The sequence below is a fragment of the Oligoflexus tunisiensis genome, from assembly GCF_001748245.1.
GTDB lineage: Bacteria > Bdellovibrionota_B > Oligoflexia > Oligoflexales > Oligoflexaceae > Oligoflexus > Oligoflexus tunisiensis.
Map to the genome: position 1 here is coordinate 5,981,346 of NZ_BDFO01000001.1, position 13,347 is coordinate 5,994,692.

At 54.2% G+C, this 13,347-nt stretch carries 16 protein-coding genes and 2 tRNA genes; 4 read left to right on the forward strand and 14 right to left on the reverse strand.

What is annotated here, in order from left to right:
- Both OLTU_RS24715 and OLTU_RS24720 read left to right on the forward strand, forming a co-directional pair.
- The coding region (locus OLTU_RS24715; protein ID WP_245676838.1) for an ATP-binding protein at nucleotides 1-373 on the forward strand (373 nt) is incomplete at its 5' end.
- 43 nt (nucleotides 374-416) lie between these two features.
- The gene (locus OLTU_RS24720; RefSeq protein ID WP_141735409.1) at nucleotides 417-842 is read left to right on the forward strand and encodes a DUF8685 domain-containing protein; all 426 of its coding nucleotides are present in this window, start codon (nucleotides 417-419) and stop codon (nucleotides 840-842) included.
- Here OLTU_RS24720 and OLTU_RS24725 read toward each other — a convergent pair whose 3' ends face one another.
- From OLTU_RS24725 to rplX, 14 genes are all read right to left on the reverse strand, one after another.
- Nucleotides 843-1,346, reverse strand: a complete 504-nt coding sequence (locus tag OLTU_RS24725) for a DUF2721 domain-containing protein (protein ID WP_141735410.1) — start codon at nucleotides 1,344-1,346, stop codon at nucleotides 843-845. It lies immediately after the preceding gene.
- Nucleotides 1,347-1,507: 161 nt separating this feature from the next.
- Nucleotides 1,508-1,584, reverse strand: a tRNA-Asp gene (locus OLTU_RS24730).
- A gap of 165 nt (nucleotides 1,585-1,749) precedes the next feature.
- Nucleotides 1,750-1,826, reverse strand: a tRNA-Asp gene (locus OLTU_RS24735).
- Nucleotides 1,827-1,891: 65 nt separating this feature from the next.
- Nucleotides 1,892-2,545, reverse strand: a complete 654-nt coding sequence (locus OLTU_RS24740) for a hypothetical protein (RefSeq protein WP_141735412.1) — start codon at nucleotides 2,543-2,545, stop codon at nucleotides 1,892-1,894.
- Nucleotides 2,546-2,557: 12 nt separating this feature from the next.
- Nucleotides 2,558-3,445 (reverse strand): M48 family metalloprotease, encoded by an 888-nt coding sequence (locus OLTU_RS24745; RefSeq protein ID WP_141735413.1) that lies wholly within the window; start codon nucleotides 3,443-3,445, stop codon nucleotides 2,558-2,560.
- 12 nt (nucleotides 3,446-3,457) lie between these two features.
- Complete coding sequence (locus tag OLTU_RS24750; protein WP_141735414.1) at nucleotides 3,458-4,072, reverse strand: TlpA family protein disulfide reductase; 615 nt, start codon at nucleotides 4,070-4,072, stop codon at nucleotides 3,458-3,460.
- Nucleotides 4,050-4,274, reverse strand: a complete 225-nt coding sequence (locus OLTU_RS32485) for a hypothetical protein (protein WP_218110244.1) — start codon at nucleotides 4,272-4,274, stop codon at nucleotides 4,050-4,052. The genes OLTU_RS24750 and OLTU_RS32485 overlap by 23 nt, the downstream gene beginning before the upstream one ends.
- The gene (locus tag OLTU_RS24755; RefSeq protein ID WP_141735415.1) at nucleotides 4,255-4,833 is read right to left on the reverse strand and encodes a cytochrome c oxidase subunit 3; all 579 of its coding nucleotides are present in this window, start codon (nucleotides 4,831-4,833) and stop codon (nucleotides 4,255-4,257) included. The genes OLTU_RS32485 and OLTU_RS24755 overlap by 20 nt, the downstream gene beginning before the upstream one ends.
- A 63-nt stretch (nucleotides 4,834-4,896) precedes the next feature.
- Nucleotides 4,897-5,268, reverse strand: a complete 372-nt coding sequence (locus OLTU_RS24760; protein WP_141735416.1) for a cytochrome C oxidase subunit IV family protein — start codon at nucleotides 5,266-5,268, stop codon at nucleotides 4,897-4,899.
- A 17-nt stretch (nucleotides 5,269-5,285) separates the two neighbouring features.
- A complete protein-coding gene (locus OLTU_RS24765; RefSeq protein WP_218110245.1) occupies nucleotides 5,286-5,858 on the reverse strand; it encodes a cytochrome c oxidase subunit 3 in 573 nt (190 codons plus the stop codon).
- Between the two features lie 24 nt (nucleotides 5,859-5,882).
- Nucleotides 5,883-7,574, reverse strand: a complete 1,692-nt coding sequence (locus tag OLTU_RS24770) for a cytochrome c oxidase subunit I (RefSeq protein ID WP_141735418.1) — start codon at nucleotides 7,572-7,574, stop codon at nucleotides 5,883-5,885.
- 31 nt (nucleotides 7,575-7,605) lie between these two features.
- Nucleotides 7,606-8,295, reverse strand: coding sequence for a cytochrome c oxidase subunit II (locus OLTU_RS24775; RefSeq protein WP_218110246.1), 690 nt, complete (start codon nucleotides 8,293-8,295; stop codon nucleotides 7,606-7,608).
- A gap of 142 nt (nucleotides 8,296-8,437) precedes the next feature.
- On the reverse strand, nucleotides 8,438-9,094 hold the full coding sequence (locus OLTU_RS24780; protein WP_141735419.1) for a c-type cytochrome: 657 nt from the start codon (nucleotides 9,092-9,094) through the stop codon (nucleotides 8,438-8,440).
- A 298-nt stretch (nucleotides 9,095-9,392) separates the two neighbouring features.
- On the reverse strand, nucleotides 9,393-9,737 hold the full coding sequence (rplX, locus tag OLTU_RS24785; protein ID WP_141735420.1) for a 50S ribosomal protein L24: 345 nt from the start codon (nucleotides 9,735-9,737) through the stop codon (nucleotides 9,393-9,395).
- 235 nt (nucleotides 9,738-9,972) lie between these two features.
- Between rplX and OLTU_RS24790 the strand changes: the two genes are divergently transcribed.
- Both OLTU_RS24790 and OLTU_RS24795 read left to right on the forward strand, forming a co-directional pair.
- Entirely contained in the window at nucleotides 9,973-11,772 is a 1,800-nt protein-coding gene (locus OLTU_RS24790) for a protein-disulfide reductase DsbD family protein (protein ID WP_176736927.1), read from the forward strand.
- Between the two features lie 2 nt (nucleotides 11,773-11,774).
- Nucleotides 11,775-13,331 carry a patatin-like phospholipase family protein gene (locus OLTU_RS24795; RefSeq protein ID WP_141735422.1) on the forward strand — a complete coding sequence of 519 codons (1,557 nt, stop codon included), beginning with the start codon at nucleotides 11,775-11,777 and terminating at the stop codon, nucleotides 13,329-13,331.
- Nucleotides 13,332-13,347: the final 16 nt, after the last annotated feature.

Here is a 13,347-nt window from a genome sequence, read left to right on the forward strand (position 1 = left end):
CACCATTCATCTGGTACCGCGTCACGACCGGGTTCTGGTCCAGGTACGGGACGATGGGCGGGGCCTGAACCTCAAGGCCATCGAGGAGCGCGCGATTGTCAGCGGGATGATGCAGCCGGGCGAGGCGTTAACCCGACCCAGAATTCAGGACTTTCTCTTTGCCGCCGGATTCAGCTCCGCCAGCCAAATCAGCGAGTTGTCCGGACGTGGTGTGGGAATGCATGCCATCCGGGAATTTGTGTCCGAAGCCGGGGGCCAGGTTTATCTGGAGATCGGGGAACCCGTGGACCACCATGCGACCCTGACAGTTGTCGTGGACCTGGCCGCGAGCTTTTTTCCGGGCATGACGCTTAAGGTCAGGAAAACAGCCTGAATCATGCTACCATGGATGGCAACAGGACGGGAGGATCGCGTCGATGAATGAAGATTTGAAGCAGTGGCTCAAGGCTTTAATTGAAGAGGAATGCGCGCCCAAGCCGATCGAAATCGCCCCGCGCTGGCACGGTGGAACGCTCACCCTGAAGCCTGGGAATGATTCCCAGCCGAAGGACATTCCCATCGACGTCCTCTTCAAGAAAATCATCGGCATTCGGGAAAGTCTGCGGGTGCTCGAACAAAAGATCAACGGTCATCCCCAGCTTTCGGCCGAAGACAAGATCAATCTGCAGGCCTACATCACCAAATCCTACGGTTCACTCACCACCTTCAATATCCTCTTCAAGGAGGGCAAGGATAAATTCGTCGGCAGCGGCGGCGACGGTGAAGACGGCGGGACCGGCAAACAGAAGCTGACCATGGCCGAAGCCAAGGCCAAACTCGGTTTGAATGAATACGGCAAATGATCAGTCGATGGGCTTGAACAGAGCTTCCTGCTTTGTCTCATTCATGTCGATGGACGATCGCACATCCATATCGTGTTCGATACAGGCCAGCGACATGGCAAAATCCTGGATGAACAGCGCGAGCCCGATCATCAGAAGGATAAGCGCAAAGATGAAGAAGAACTGTGGGATATACAGCGCTTCCACGCCATAGCTCAGCGAGAAAAACAGAACGAAAACCGTTATGGAAATGCTGAAGATCGACACCACACCGAGGATGATGGCCAGACGCAGCATCCTGGCCCTCTTGTAAAGGGAACGCAGCTCGCGGTTCAAATGATCGGTGCCGATTTCCTTGCGATACAGTTTCGGCCCGTCGCGCAGAAGGGCGCGAATGCGATCGATCACCCGACCGTAACGCAAAGTCATGGTGGACAGGATTCCGCCAATGCCGGTGATCAGAAAGACGGGAGCGATGGATGCTGACATGAGTCTGGCCAGTTCGGAACTATCCGTTGCCATCATGCGGGAATCTCCTTGAACAAGCCTCTTTCCTCATATCTTATCAAAATGGCGGACTCTTCTGCATATGTCATTTAGACATTATGAGCCACGCAGTTCATTAAGAAAAAATTAGGGAATAAAGAAAGACGGGCTGAGCAGGAAGAGAAAGAAGGAGTCGGAAGTGGCGGGAGCGACGGGACTTGAACCCGCGGCCTCCGGCGTGACAGGCCGGCGTTATAACCAACTTAACTACACCCCCATCCGACGAGTTGTGAAGATACTGAAACCGAAGAGGATTGTCCAACATTTTTTTGGAAAAAAATGAGGAATTTCAATGCTCTAGGATGACACATCAAAAAGCCTCTACCAGGTTTCCTGATAGAGGCTTCTATAATTCTCGCTTATAGCGATTAACTTACAAAGATGGCGGGAGCGACGGGACTTGAACCCGCGGCCTCCGGCGTGACAGGCCGGCGTTATAACCAACTTAACTACACCCCCGCTAGGAGGACTCCATAATTATTGGTTTCAGAAACTTTTGTCAATACCAAAGCCCCGGAAAAATTTCATTTCTTCGGCGAGAAAATGGTCGTGGCTGCAAACAGCCATTTGGCAAGGTCTAGCGCCGGTGCTTCGCCAGCCAAAAGCAGGTAGTAATCGCTTCCATAGTTGGTGGCGATCAGGTTGATGCCTTGACCTTTCAACGCCGGAATTTCGTTTTGCAGCGGCTTGGGCGCGCCTTCCAGGTCCTTGCCATACTGAAAGAACCAGGCGCTCTTATACACAAAGCTTCGCGTTTTAGGAAAGTGACGCTTGGCAATCGGGTACATGCTGAGAGTAAAGGGCTGGCCCGCGGGATTCTTCAGGCGCATCATCAGCAGCGTACGTTCGTCCAGGGTGGTGGAGCTGACCGTCACGAGCTCGTAGTCCACCCCGGCCCGCTTCATCGCAAAACCTTCGTAGGGCGTGAGTTTCTGCATCACCTCACTCACCGCGTCCTTGTCCCAGGTCCTGCCGTCATGTCCCGGCGCGGGCGGATTTTTATAAAAGGCCACCAGCTGTTCCACCAGTTCCGGAAAGGGCCCCACTTTCGAGCTATCCACGGAACGCGGAACGGTTTTGACCACAAGGGTCATGTAGACACCTGTCAAGGCCACCAGGGCGGCCAGAATCCAGAACACGACACGGCTGTTGTAGGTTTTTTTCGTTGCTGTCGTCATTCGAGTCTATCCTTAGGCAGATAAATGTTTGGAACGCATGGAAACGTCAGGTTGCAGGGCAAGCCACGACAGAGCCACCGGGAACGGTCGGCTGTGCAGCTTGAAAGCATCGGAAAATATTTCACGGCGCAGCGGCTGGCTGCCCGAGAGTCGGGCCAGCAGCGCGGCATAGGCCGATTTGCCAAACACGCGAGCCACGGCCGCATCAGCACGCATGGCACTGGAGCGACTGAACCACCAGAAAACCAATGCCCCGGGCAGGGTCAGCAGCACCGTGAGCGTACTCGTGACAACGACTTCCACCGTATCCGATGAGGTCGCTTCCTCTTCCGTCTGCCTGAGACTGGTTCCCAAGAGAAACGCCAGCATCCGGGCCACATAAAGAGTGAACGCGAAGATCATACCTTCCATAAAGGCCAGTCCCTTGACGTCGCCACTCTTGAAATGCAGAAGCTCGCGCCCCATCAGAATTTCCAGCTCCTCCGCGGAGAGCGTCTGCAAAGCGCCGCGCGACAGCACCAGAGTGCTGTTCTTCAAGGTCACGCCGGTGATATAGGCATTGAGCTCAGGCTGTTCGTAAATGCCGAGCTGCGGTTTGGCCTTCAAAGCGAGGCGGTCCACAGCTTTCTGCAAAACCATTTCCGCACGCTCCCCATCCGGATCGGCCTGATCCAAAGGAAAAAGATCGACGCGCATGGCCCAATTGGCAATATGTCGGGAGAGAAGGAGACAGCTCAAGCCACCCAAAAGGGCCCAAATGGCAAAACCCAGGAGCACGTTCTGCGGATCGCGTTGCCACTCTACAAATTTGGGACCAAGCGGAATGATGAAATACCAGAACACGAACATGGCCATGATACCAAGGAAGGTCAGGACAGAGCCCAGGATGTGACGCAGCATGAAGCCCTCGCCCTAAAGATTGACCGCCGCCGTGGAAGGTTTTTTCTCTTCCTCACGCAGGCTGACTAGGACATTCTGAATGGCGTCGATTTCCTGCGGCGAAAGCTTGCCTTTCACGCGATAGCGCACGCGACCGGCTCCATCAACCAGGACGCTTTGCGGAATGGCCCGCACCTTATAGGCCAGAGCGGTTTCCCCCTCCTCGTCCAAAAGCACGGTGAAGGGCGCTTCGGCCAGCATTCCGGAATCGCGCAGAGCGATCGCGGTTTCATAGCTCGAAATACCAATAACCGTGAGAGATCCATCCTGATACTGGTTCACCAGTTCCTCCAGCATGGGCTTTTCCTCGCGACAGGGCACACACCAGCTGGCCCAGAAGTGCAGAAGGACCGTGTGACCTTTGAGGTCCTGCAGGGTCACCTGGGTCTTGCCGGTCAGCGCCGCCGGAGCCACATGCTTTTGCAAGGGCAAGGCAAAGGCTGGAGCGACTTCGAAGCGTTCGTAATGCACCAGCTTTTCATCCAACTGCCCGAACCAGCGCTGCATCCCGAAATAGGTTGCGATCAAAATGCCAGCGACACAGAGGGCGATCAGCCAGGATTTATTATTGTTCTTCGGATTGTCCACGTTTAATGACTCGATAAATGGTGTAGCCCACGGACCCCATAAAGATCAGTGGAACAAAGGAAAGCCATGCCGTCGAATAATTGTAGGCCTGCCTCACCGGCTCCGGCGTCTCACCTGTGCAGACCGCGCAGGCCAGCGCTTCCGAGGCCTGCCAACCAAAACTCAGCAGCAGGAAAAACCAGTTAAAAGTAGACAACCGCATAGAAGAGAGGCCAGATCGCAACGATGAAAAACCAAAAGATTTGGAGTGCTTTGAATTGGTCACGGTTGATCCTTCCACGGCTCATCAGCCGGTAAACAATCATCAAGGCCACGACGCCCGATGCTGCATGCAAACCATGACTGCCGACCAAAAGGAAAAAAGTGGCGCCGAAAACGCCGGAGGTCATGGTCAAACCATAGCGGATCAGCTGCAGCCACTCATAACCCTGCGACGTCACGAAAAAGAGGCCCGTAACGATAGAGAGGGCAAAAAAGGTGCGCGCCTTGTCTTTCCCAAAGTTACGACCCGCCAGGTACAGCAGGAGGCCACTGCTCAGCAGCACCAAGGTATTAAAGCCGGTGGCCAGGAGCGGCAGACGCACGCTCTCCGGCGGCGACCAGATGCCGGCCGTTGACTTGATAACGGTGTGCGAACTGACGAGGGCCAGGAAAAACATGACTTCCGTGGTCACGAAAATCAGCATGCCAAGAACGCTATTAGGGAAGGCTGCTTTGCGAGAGGATCGTGACCCTGTCGGTAGACTCATGGTCTGAGCCATAGGGACTCCTTGAGAATGCAAACAACCCGGCCGTATGGCACGACCGGGCTCTTCGAAAATGAATCAATGCTCGACTGGGGCGTTGCCCTTGTGCTGCTCGATGAGCTTATGGGCCGCTTCATTGGTCCAATTGTTTCCATCGGGCTTCATGCTATCCGCTGCGGTTCCAAGGAAAAACAGGAAAACCATCAGCAACATGGAATAGAGCAGATACCAGATATACTTCTTTTCCACTTTCAGGTGCATGAAATACGCCGCCACCATCAGCGCCTTGACTATGGCGATACCAAAGGCGGTAATCAAGGTCAAGGTGCGAATACCGATCTCAGGGCCGACGATACTGACCACGAGAAGGGCCAGAAGGATCCAGTAAATCTTTAAGTAGAATGCCGGGCCGTGATGTTCTTCGTCTTTACTATGTGCATGATCTGCCATTTAAGCCTCCCAACCGATCATTTCGCGATATAGAGCAAGGGGAACAGAAAGATCCAGACGATATCCACAAAGTGCCAGTAGATACCGATGAGTTCGACGCGATGCATGTTCTTCTTCTGCAGCACATCGAAGGAGATAATTCCCATGATCACCATACCAGCAATGACGTGAACGGCATGGATGCCAGCAGCTGTATAGTAGAACGACCAAAAGAGTTCCGAAGTTATGGTGTAACCCGCCAGGATTTCTCCGGTCCACTCAATCGATTTCACCACGAGAAAGCTGAGACCGCCAGCGATGGTCATCCAGATGTACTTGAAGGATTTCAGGTGATCCTTCTGTTCGGCATAGTAGTGAGCCAGAACAATGAACAAGGACGAAGTCAGAAGGATGAAAGTGTTGATCGCACCCGCTGTCGTATTGGTGTGAGCCGAACTTTCCGACCAGAAATCAAATTTGATCCGCAGCATGATGTAATACATCAGAAGACCGCCGAAAATCACGATCTCTGATCCGATGACCCACCAGACCGCCAAGCGGCCGGTTGGGATACCTGTAACACTGCGACCCGTCGCTACTGGAGTTTGCATTCCCACGTTCTCTTCCTCTGCAGATTAGGCTTTCTCGTTTTGCGGCCAGAAATCTTGAGCGCGACCTGGCACACTGAATTCATAAGGACCCCGATAGACTTCAGGAAACACCTCGAAGTTGCCATGGGGAGGAGGCGACGGAGCGACCCATTCCAGAGTGTTGGCATTCCATGGGTTTCTGCCGGCTTTGGCTCCCCGGAACATGCTGTAGAAGAAGTTAAAGAAGAAGACGAACTGGAACAGGATCACAGTCACAACCGAAAGGGTCGCGATAATACGCAGATCCTGGAGTCCAGGCGTCGCCAACTGAGGGAAGTTCGCATAAGTAAAGATACGACGGTGATCACCCGCTGCTCCGGTAAAGAACAGAGGCAGGAAGATCGTATTGAACGGAATGAAGGTACCCCAGAAGTGGATCTTGCCCAGCGTTTCGTTCATGAAGCGGCCGAACATTTTGGGGAACCAGTAATAGACACCAGCAAACACAGCGATCACAGCGATCGGCACGAAGGTATAATGGAAGTGCGCGATTACAAAGTAGGTATCATGGAAGTAGATATCCGCACCGCTGGCGCCAAGGAAGATACCGGTCACACCACCGATCAGGAAGGTGGCCAGGAACGCCAGGGCGAAGAGCATGGCGGTGGTAAAGCGGATGGAGCCGCCGTACAGGGTCGCGATATAGACGAAGAGCATCTCGGCGATGGGAATCGAGATCAAAACGGTCGTGACCGTGAAGATGTTGGCCATGCGCGGGTCGATACCGGCGATGAACTGGTGGTGAGCCCACACGAAGAAGCTCAAGACACCCGTGGCAATCGTGGTGAACAGGACGGTTTTATACGCAAAGAGTTTTTTACGGGAGAAGGTTGTCATCACTTCCGCCACGATACCCATGGCTGGGAGGAGCACAACGTAGACCTCGGGGTGACCGAAGAACCAGAACAAGTGCTGCCAGAGAACCGGGTCACCACCGCGGGCCGGATCGAAAAAGCCCGTCCCAATCGTCTGATCAAAGATGAGCATGATGGCGCCGGCGACCAGCGGACCAACCGAAGCCATGAAGAGGATACTGGCGATCACGATCATCCAGAGGACGATGGGAATATCGAGATACTTCATGCCTTTGGCACGCGCGTTCATCAAAGTCGTGATGAAGTTGATACCACCGAGGAGGAAAGCCACGAATTCAAGGGCCACAGCCACGAGCCAGAGCGTGGAACCCCACGGAGTCAAGCTATACTCGGCTTTGGCCGAGAGCGGTGGATAAGCCGTCCACGCGCCACCGAAACCACCGCCGGGAACGAAGAAGCTGGCGATCAGAATGACGACCGACAGAAGGAAGATTTGATACGAGAGGCGGTTGATCCGGGGAAAGACCATATCATCCGCACCAATCATGAGCGGAATCAGGAAATTACCGAAGGCCGCGATCAAAACAGGCATCGCGAACCAGAAGATCATGATCGATCCGTGGTTCGTAATAAGGGAGTTATACTCTGCCGTCGTCACCAGACCAAAGAAGGGAACTTCCTTGCCGGGGAAAGCGAGCTGCATACGGAAGACATAGGACATATAAGCACCGATACAACCCATAAGGATACCGGTGAGGAAGTACTGCATCCCAATGACTTTATGATCGACAGAAAAAATGTACTTCTGCCAGAAGCTCATATGGTGATGGTCGTGATGCGCTGCGTTCGTACTGCTTGACATATTTCACCTAATCGTTAATCGGAGATTCAAATCAGTGTGATTGAGCCACTTTCTGTTGGGTCGCCAGCCATTGCTCATACTGCTCGGGCGTATCCACGTGGATGCGGCCCATCATGATGCCGTGACCGATCCCGCACATCTCTGCGCATTGGATATCAAAGGTGCCGGTCATCGTGGGCGTGAACCAGCCGGTAATCACACGGCCTGGGATGGCATCCTGTTTCAGACGGAACACAGGCACCGAGAAGTTGTGGAGAACGTCGGTCGCTTCCAGTTTGTAGTGGTAGGTCTGGCCAACCTTCACGTGCAGTTCTTCCACTGTTTCCACGTCGTCGGCGGTGCCGAGGATCCCATCCTTACCGGAGTGAACGAAGCGCCAGGACCACTGCTGACCGATCACGCGAATGGTGTCATCGGCAGGCGGGAGCTTCTGCTTCACGGTGTACCAGACATTGATCGCCATGACGATGATGACGACATCGCAGATCAGAATCAGGTTGTGAGGCCAATGAATCCACTTCATTTCCTCTTTCTTTTCGCCCGTAATGTATTGGGCTCTGACGCCCTCTTTGTGGCGGAACTTGACGATCAGCCAAATCAAAACACCTTCGGCGATCAACCACCAGAAGCCACCCAGAATCGCAACCCACGCGATCAGGTGATCGATATCACTTGCAAAGGTCGACGCGCTTTCACGCAGCAGAGACATAAAATTCAGCATAAAATATTATCCCTCAACGTCTTAGCGCAAAACAAAGTACAACACCGCGGCGCCGTAAGCTACGACTCCCGCAACGATGATGTAAAACAACTTCTTACTCAGCTGATCAGCGTCATCCGATTTCACCGGGCATCCTCAAGTCTTATTGTTTTGGTTGTTGCTGTTTTTGATTAAGCACATTGATGTAAGACACGACATCCAACATGCTTTCGGGACTGAGTAGAGCAGCCATAGGTCGCATGGTGGCGCCGGTGGGATCTTTGGCAGGATCACCTGCCCGGATTCCGGCTTTGAAATTATGCAGCTGAGAGAGCAGATACCAGTCGCTGGACCCAGCCAGAGGGGGAGCATTCAGCGCCTGGTTACCCTGGCCGTTCTCACCATGACATGAGATACAGACCTGGTAGGCGGTCTGGCCTTTGATGGGACGCCCCTTGACGGTAGGCTCCAGCTTGGGTCGCGGCAAGGCCGCGACGAACTTCGAGACCGCTTCGATATCATTTTGATTCGTGAAGAGTGACTTGGCCATGGGACGCATGCGCATGCCACCTAGATCCCGCGGGTGCGTTCCCCGCACACCTTCATAGAACTTCGTGAGCTGAGCCTTTAGATACCACTCAGGCAAACCCGCGATCGCAGGGGCTGCCAGGTCCTGGCGCCCCTCACCCTGTTCACCATGACAATAGGTACAGAGTTTATAGGTTCGTTCGCCCCGGCCGTTGTCCTGAGACAACGCGTTGCCTGATGCAAGAAGGGCTGCAAGGGAAATAGAATGAAAACCCACCCGGAAAAACTTCATCTAGCACCTACTGAGGTCCATATTGCGACGAGACAGCATTTTAAAATCCGGCTTATTACATCATAACTCCGCAAACGGAAGCAACCGAAAGCTACTTTTTTTTTCCCCTCGCACACCGCGTGAAATCCAAAAGAGGGTGGCACTTCACGCGAAACGGAAGTGAAATAAAACATGATGGAGAACCGGGTAAATTGGATGAGTCCTGGATTCACCCACGCAGATAAAAAAAAACAAAAAGCCGAAGCACAGCATGCTTCGGCTTTTGAGAAAGCTAATTTTTAAAAACGTCGAAACAGAATCAGCTCAGGACGGACTTGGACGCTTTCGCGACGCGAACTTTTTCGCGCTTCTGGCCCTGGTAGCCAATGCCTGTTCTCTTCTTCGTCTTGGGATCGACCAGAGCCACATTGCTGATATGCACGGGCATCGCTTTGTCGATGATTCCACCCTCGTCGCCATTGGCGCCGGGACGGCTATGTTTTTTGAAAATGTTTTGACCGGCGACAAAGACTGCGTTTTTCTTGAAGTCAACGCGATCGATCTTGCCCACACCGCCTTTGGACTTGCCGGTGAGGATGACGACTTCGTCGCCTTTCTTCAAACGAAACTTTTCCTGATATTTCGTCTTTGTAGTCTGAGCCATGTCGGGTATCCATTTAAACGTTGATGATTCTGGTTTTTACAGCTTTTTTGGCGAATCTTGCCCTAAGCGAACTTCTCTAGTACGGGAAAGTCCCCGTCAAGTCAAGAGAACTTTGACCAGGACCGGCCTTGATGCCTGCCTGGCTTCCCCCGGGCAAGTCCGTCGGTTATAAGAGAAAGGAACCACGTGGATGAGGAGTGCGATTTTGAAATGCCTTTCCCTGTTGATTTGTATTATGACTTTTTTAACCTTTTCCCTCCCCGGCCTTGTGGCTCAAGAATTTGACCCTGATGGCAAGACCCGGCTCGACATACGGCCAAATGACGTCATCATCTGGGAAGGCGTGCAGGCCGTGCAGGATCGGGACGGGCACCTGCTGGTGGGCTTGCGTCTTCGGACCAAGGACAATTTTTCCATCTACAAAAGTCGCCTGAAGGTGCAGGCGCGCGGCGGATTCATCGCCTCCATCAAGTCCGCCCCCACCCCACGTCTGCAGGAAGATCCTTTGGGGGAAGGCCAGGTCGAAGTCTACGATGGCGGCGATTTTGAAATCGAACTGATCGGCACCGAAAAGTATACCGACAGCATGCTGTCTGTCGGCGTGACGTTTCTCGGCTGCACCCACAAAATCTGCCTCTTTCCTTATACCGAGGAATTGGAAATTCCCGTCTACAACGACACGAGTGGAATCAGCGCGGCTGCGTCCACCAGCGAGGAATCGACTGGACTTAAGGATTTTTCGAGTCCGACCGATACCGCCGCGACGATCAGTGAAGCTCCCAGCACGAGCCATCTCACGACGGAAGAAAAATATGCCGAGCGCCTGAAAAGCGGACAGCTGCCCTGGGGCATCGTCCTGCTGGTCGTATTTCTCGGCGGCGTGGCCACCAACCTGACTCCTTGCGTTTTCCCGATGATCCCCATCACCCTGCGCCTTCTGGCTCAGCAAGGCCACGCGCGCCTCGCTTCGACTCTGGTTTATGCACTCGGAATCATCGTGACCTATACCGGACTCGGACTGGTCGCAACCCTGGGCGGCGGTGTGTTTGGTTCGATCCTGGCGAATCCCTGGGTGAATGTGGGCTTTGCCATTATTTTCGTGGTGCTCGGCATGACCATGCTGGGTTTTGGTGACCTCAGCAAACTGCAGGCTTTCGGTTCCCAGATGGGCGCTGGAAAATCGTCCTTTTTGAATGCGTTCGGCATGGGCGCCGGCGCCGGTCTTGTGGCCGCTCCGTGCACGGGTCCGATCATGGGCGCGCTGCTGGCTTATGCCACGACCCTGAATAGCGTCGGACAATCCCTGGGACTCTTTTTCCTTTACAGCACGGGCTTTGCCCTGCCCTATGTGTTCCTTGGGATGGCGGCCAAACGTGTGACGGCCTTCAAGGTCAGCCCGCGCATTCAGGTGAGCGTGAAGATCCTCTTCTCCGCGGCCATGTATGCCCTGGCTCTTTACTATTTAAAGAATCCTCTGCAGGAATGGATCAAACCCGTCCAGGGCTATTGGTTCAAACTCTTCATCGGCCTGCTCGTCATCAGTCTGCCGATCCTGATCCTGATCGTCCGAAACTCCTCGCTGATCCTGCGCAAAGGTGTGCAGCTGGCTCCCACAATTCTGCTCGGTTGTGCGCTCTTCGCCGGCATTCAGTGGCTTTCGGGCGGCGATATTTCCACGAAACTCGACTGGCTCAAGGACGAATCCACAGCTTACACGGAGGCGCAAAAGACCGGACGCCCCATTTTGATCGATGGCTGGGCCGACTGGTGCATTGCCTGCAAGGACATGGACAAAACCACGTTCCAGGATCCCGAGGTGATTTCCTTGCTGCAAGACGAGTGGGTAATCGTTAAACTTGACATGACTCAAAACACAGACGCTGATATGGCTCTTGCGGAGAAGTATGGAATGCCCGGCCTTCCAACGCTGGTCCTGGTTCCCGCCGATGGTGACCTCAGCCGAAGCCGTACGCTCACCGGCTATGTCGGTGCCAAACGCCTCCTCGATGAGTTGCGGTCTTTCAAAGGGAAGTGATCATGCGGCAGTACCTGCTCTACGTTACAGCTCCGTCGCGCCTGGCTGCTATCACAGCAGCCCTGGAACGTCTGGAAGCCAAGAGGCTTCCAGACGATGGAGCCCTGACACAAAACTTTGAATTGAACCATCGCCTGCTGAAGGGCATGACGATGCGCATTCATCTGCTCGCGGATATCGACGGGGTCGCGCCCTTTCTGCGTCAAAATCCGGTCGATCTTCTCATCTATGATGAACGGGGTGATGATGCGGTGGAAGCTGTGGCCGCCGTTCAGCATATCGGGCGCGACGTCAGCTCGCTCACCCAGCTTTGGGGGCCGGACTTTCATTTTCCCAATTCCCGCATCGTCACCGTGCTGAAGCAGACGGCCGATGTCGATCACCGCGTCTTCATCCTGGGTCGTTTGAATGTGCGCGACGTGATCATCGATCCCGCAAAAACCGCCCTCATGCTCCGCTGGCTGCGTGAAGTGCTCTATGCGGGGATCATCCGGGAAAACAAGGTGGGTTTGGCTTTGAGTGGCGGGGCCATCGAGGGTCTTTTGTATCAGACCGGCGCCATCCTCGCTTTGAAACACGCCTTCGATGGACGCAGCATTTACACCTGCGATGTTATTTCCGGTATCAGCAGCGGCAGCATCGTCGGTTCGATGGTGGCCAATCAGATCGAAGTGGAAGAGCTGGTGCGGGGGGTCATGGATCTCACCTCCCGCTATCCGCCGCTGAAACTCTCGACCATCTTCGACCTCGCCGGCCTTCATATTCTCAAGCGGGTGGTCAGCAGCTCCCTGAAAATGCGCCGGGTCAAACTCAGCCAGTGGCTCGAAGCCACGATGGAGTCCATTCCCACCGGCTTTTTCAAGGGTGATAAGCTCGAAGCCTATTTCCATGAACTTTTCGTCGATCATGGAGTCAGCGATAATTTTGATGGCGTCAAACCCAGGCTTTATATCGGCGCCACCGATCAGGATACTTTTGATCATGTCACGCTCGGCCGCTTCCCTCACGATCGCATGCAGATCAGCGCCGCGGTGCGGGCCTCCTGCTCCCTGCCGCCGCTCTTTACGCCCAAGGCCATCGGCGACCGCTGGTATATCGATGGTCAGGTCACGAAGAGCTGCAACCTCGAATCCGTGGTGGAGGATGGCACGCGCCTTGTGTTTGTGATCGATCCCATGAAACCCTATCGGGCCACGATCGCCGGCACATCGGATATCAAGGGCGGTTACTATGGGGTCGTGCAGATGGTCAAGGCCCTGGTTTCCACGCGTTTTGAAGCCTCGCTGCGCGCCGTCTCCGAACAGTATCCCGATGTCGACTTTCTGGTCTTTCAACCGGACGAAGAATGTGCACGTCTGATGGCCGGATCACCTCTGCGTGCCCGCCTCCGTATTGAAGTCATCGAGGTGGCGTTCCAAAGCACGTTGCGGCGGCTGCGGGAGCGGCATCGGGTGTATGCAGCCAAAACGAGCCGATACGGATTTGAACTGAAAAGCATCGATGCCTTGCGGAAACTCGAAAATTCGTACAAAGACATTATCGAGAATATGGGCCACTAAATAACAAGGTACTTCT

What these genes read in the sequence shown, in the direction of transcription:
- OLTU_RS24775 (WP_218110246.1), bottom strand. Translation starts at nt 8,295, where the DNA reads ATGCTGAATTTTATGTCTCTGCTGCGTGAAAGCGCGTCGACCTTTGCA.
- rplX (WP_141735420.1), bottom strand. Translation starts at nt 9,737, where the DNA reads ATGGCTCAGACTACAAAGACGAAATATCAGGAAAAGTTTCGTTTGAAG.
- OLTU_RS24745 (WP_141735413.1), bottom strand. Translation starts at nt 3,445, where the DNA reads ATGCTGCGTCACATCCTGGGCTCTGTCCTGACCTTCCTTGGTATCATG.
- OLTU_RS24770 (WP_141735418.1), bottom strand. Translation starts at nt 7,574, where the DNA reads ATGTCAAGCAGTACGAACGCAGCGCATCACGACCATCACCATATGAGC.
- OLTU_RS24740 (WP_141735412.1), bottom strand. Translation starts at nt 2,545, where the DNA reads ATGACGACAGCAACGAAAAAAACCTACAACAGCCGTGTCGTGTTCTGG.
- OLTU_RS24760 (WP_141735416.1), bottom strand. Translation starts at nt 5,268, where the DNA reads ATGGCAGATCATGCACATAGTAAAGACGAAGAACATCACGGCCCGGCA.
- OLTU_RS24795 (WP_141735422.1), top strand. Translation starts at nt 11,775, where the DNA reads ATGCGGCAGTACCTGCTCTACGTTACAGCTCCGTCGCGCCTGGCTGCT.
- OLTU_RS24720 (WP_141735409.1), top strand. Translation starts at nt 417, where the DNA reads ATGAATGAAGATTTGAAGCAGTGGCTCAAGGCTTTAATTGAAGAGGAA.
- OLTU_RS24765 (WP_218110245.1), bottom strand. Translation starts at nt 5,858, where the DNA reads ATGCAAACTCCAGTAGCGACGGGTCGCAGTGTTACAGGTATCCCAACC.
- OLTU_RS24755 (WP_141735415.1), bottom strand. Translation starts at nt 4,833, where the DNA reads ATGGCTCAGACCATGAGTCTACCGACAGGGTCACGATCCTCTCGCAAA.
- OLTU_RS32485 (WP_218110244.1), bottom strand. Translation starts at nt 4,274, where the DNA reads ATGCGGTTGTCTACTTTTAACTGGTTTTTCCTGCTGCTGAGTTTTGGT.
- OLTU_RS24725 (WP_141735410.1), bottom strand. Translation starts at nt 1,346, where the DNA reads ATGATGGCAACGGATAGTTCCGAACTGGCCAGACTCATGTCAGCATCC.
- OLTU_RS24790 (WP_176736927.1), top strand. Translation starts at nt 9,973, where the DNA reads ATGACTTTTTTAACCTTTTCCCTCCCCGGCCTTGTGGCTCAAGAATTT.
- OLTU_RS24780 (WP_141735419.1), bottom strand. Translation starts at nt 9,094, where the DNA reads ATGAAGTTTTTCCGGGTGGGTTTTCATTCTATTTCCCTTGCAGCCCTT.